This window comes from Planomonospora algeriensis, assembly GCF_977012225.1.
In genome coordinates, this window is record NZ_CDRNDK010000654.1 from 1 (window position 1) to 2,744 (window position 2,744).

The 2,744-nt window shown below is 76.8% G+C and carries 4 protein-coding genes and 1 pseudogene; all 5 read left to right on the plus strand.

What is annotated here, in order from left to right; translation table 11 throughout:
- A pseudogene (locus tag ACWJ6R_RS34020) lies at positions 1–413 on the plus strand (hypothetical protein); the annotation flags it as partial.
- The gene (locus tag ACWJ6R_RS34025; RefSeq protein WP_449066154.1) at positions 338–1,207 is read left to right on the plus strand and encodes a lanthionine synthetase LanC family protein; all 870 of its coding nucleotides are present in this window, start codon (positions 338–340) and stop codon (positions 1,205–1,207) included. The pseudogene ACWJ6R_RS34020 and the gene ACWJ6R_RS34025, both read left to right, overlap by 76 nt.
- Positions 1,208–1,211: 4 nt before the next feature.
- A complete protein-coding gene (locus ACWJ6R_RS34030) occupies positions 1,212–1,328 on the plus strand; it encodes a SapB/AmfS family lanthipeptide (RefSeq protein WP_449066151.1) in 117 nt (38 codons plus the stop codon).
- Between the two features lie 80 nt (positions 1,329–1,408).
- Positions 1,409–2,407, plus strand: a complete 999-nt coding sequence (locus ACWJ6R_RS34035; protein WP_449066152.1) for an ABC transporter transmembrane domain-containing protein — start codon at positions 1,409–1,411, stop codon at positions 2,405–2,407.
- A 65-nt stretch (positions 2,408–2,472) separates the two neighbouring features.
- Positions 2,473–2,744 (plus strand): ATP-binding cassette domain-containing protein (locus ACWJ6R_RS34040; RefSeq protein ID WP_449066153.1); only part of this gene is annotated, 272 nt, incomplete at its 3' end.

A 2,744-nucleotide genomic window follows, 5' to 3' on the forward strand; every position in this document is an offset into this window, starting at 1 on the left:
CGGTGCCCCGGCCGGGCCGCGACGCCTGGCCCGAGGTACGCGACGCGATGGTCCGCGCCATCCTGGCGAGCGCCACCCCCGACCGCGACGACCGGCTCTTCCCCGGCGACCCGGCCCAGTTCGAACCCGGCGGCGGTCTCACCTTCGCCCACGGGGCCGCCGGCGTGCTGTACGCGCTGGACGCCGCCGGGGCCGGGCGCTTCCCCGAGCACGAGGAGTGGCTGCGGCGCCGGGCGCGCGCCTCGACCGGGGGGCGCGCATCGGCTTCTACGACGGGCTGCACGGTGTGGCGCACGTCCTGGACCTGCTCGGCCACCGCCAGGACGCGCTGGACATCGTGGACAGGTGCCTGCGCGAGAGGTGGGAGCTGCTCGGCACCGGCCTGTTCGGCGGCCTGGCCGGGATCGGCCTGAACCTCCTCCACCTCGCCCGGAGCACCGGCGAGCGCGCGTTCGCGGACACGGCGCTCCGCGCCGCGGGCATCTGCGCCGACCGGCTCGGCGGCCCCGACGACGTGCCCGAGCTCAGCGGCGGGACCGGCCCCCGCGCCGGCCTGATGTACGGCTCGGCCGGCTCCGCCCTGCTCTTCCTGCACGCCTACGAGCACACCGGCGACACCGCGCTGCTGGAGCACGCCGCCGTGGCCCTCCGCCAGGACCTGCGGCGGTGCAGGACCACCCAGGACCGGACGCTCCAGGTCGACCAGGGCTGGCGCACCCTGCCCTACCTCGACGAGGGATCGGTGGGCATAGGCCTGGTCCTGGCCCGCTATCTGGTCCACCGCGACGACGAGGGGTTCGCGGCCGCGCTCGACGCCTGCCGGCTCGTCACCCGCGGGAGGTTCTTCGTGCAGCCCGGGTTGTTCACCGGCCGGGCCGGCATGATCGCGGCTCTCGGCGGAGGGCTGGGCCCCTTCCCCGACGGTCCCGGCACCGGCCTGGCCGAGCAGATCCGGGGGCTGGCCTGGCACGCGCTGAGTCACGGCGGCGGGCTGGCCTTCCCCGGCGACCAGCTGCTCCGGCTCTCCATGGACTTCGCGACCGGCACGGCCGGAGTCCTGTTCGCGATGAGCACCGCGCTGAACGACCGCCCGGTGTTCCTCCCCTTCATCCAACCGCCCGGCGGCGCAGGCGCCATGGCAACGGCATCGCCCGCACACGAGCCCGCCGAGCGGTCCCACCCCGGCGAGTCACCGAAGGAGGTGTGAACGAATGGTACTTCTCGACCTGCAGTCCCTGGAAGCCCCCACCGGCGGCGGCAGCAGCCTGACCGTGCTGACCTGCAACTCCGGCAAGCCCAGCAACCTCAGCGTCGCGCTCTGCCACTAGCGGCGTGAGTGCCCGGGACGGCCTGCCGAGGCCGTCCCGGGCTTTCCCCTTCCGGACGGCACGGCAGAGAGGAGGGACGGGTGCGGTCGTCGGATCGGCTGCTCGCCCGGATCGTACGGCGCGGCGGCCCCTGGCTCGGCGTCCTGGCCGTCACCGCCGTGACCGGCGCGCTCGCGCAGCTGGCGCTCCCGTTCGTTCTGGGCCGGACGGTCGACGCCCTCGTCTCGGGCACGCCGTCCCGCGGGGCGTGGCTGGGCGCCTGCGCCGCGATCGTGGTCGCGGCCGTGGCCGTGGCGTGCGACGCCCTCGGGGTGTGGGCGACCGGAGCGTGCAGCACCCGGGCCTCGGAATGGCTGCGCCACCTGACCGTGCGGCACGTGCTCGGCGCCGGCCCCGCGTTGCACCGGCGCTTCTCCGAAGGGGAGCTGGCCACCCGGGCGGGCGTCAACGCCGAGGAGGCGGGCCGCGCGCCGGAGACCCTCGTCACCGGGGCGGCGCTGGTCGTCCCCACCGCGGGAGGCCTGGTGGCGCTCACCCTCATCGACCCCTGGCTGACGCTGACCCTGGCCGCCGGCCTCGTCGCCATCGTGCTCGTGCTCCGGTCCTTCCTCAGGGTGAGCACCACCCTCGCCGGCGGTTACCAGGAGGCGCAGGGCGACATCGCGGCCCGGCTGACCGACGCCCTGGCCGGGGCGCGCACCATCGCCGCCGCCGGGACCCACGCCGAGGAGAAGGCCCGGGTGCTGGCCCCGCTCCCCCGGCTGCGCGCGCACGCCATGGAGATGTGGCGGACCAACGCCGCGCGGGCGTGCAGGCCGGTGTCGTGGTGCCGCTGCTGGAGGTGGCGGTGCTCGGGGTGGGGGGGTTCCGCCTCGCCGCGGGCGACCTCACCGCGGGGGAGCTCTATTCGGCCGCCCGCTACGTCGTCCTCGGCGCCGGGCTCGGTTCGGCGCTGGGCTACCTGGGCCGCCTGGCCCGGGCGCGCGCCGCCGCGGGGCGGATCGGCGAGCTGCTCTCCGAACCGCGCAGGTCCTACGGCCGCCGCTCCCTGCCTCCCGGCCCCGGCGCCCTGGAGCTGAGAGGCGTCACCGCCGACGGCCTGTCCGGCGTCGACCTGCTGGTCCCGGGGGGGGTCCTCGGTGGCGTGGTGGGCCGGTCGGGTGCGGGCAAGTCGGTCCTCGCCGCCCTCGCGGGCCGCCTGGCCGACCCCTCCGGCGGCGCGGTGCTCCTCGACGGCGTCGCACTTCCGGACCTGTCCCGGGAGGCGCTCGGCGGGGCCGTCGGCTACGCCTTCGAACGCCCCGCCCTGATCGGCGAGACCGTCGCCGACGCCATCGGCCTCGGCCTGCGGGATCCCGGCCCCGGACCGGATCCCGGCCCGACTCCCGGCCCGCCGGACGCCCCGCCGGCCCCGGA

Coding starts and splice junctions, on each gene's coding strand:
- ACWJ6R_RS34030 (WP_449066151.1), top strand. CDS start 1,212: ATGGTACTTCTCGACCTGCAGTCCCTGGAAGCCCCCACCGGCGGCGGC.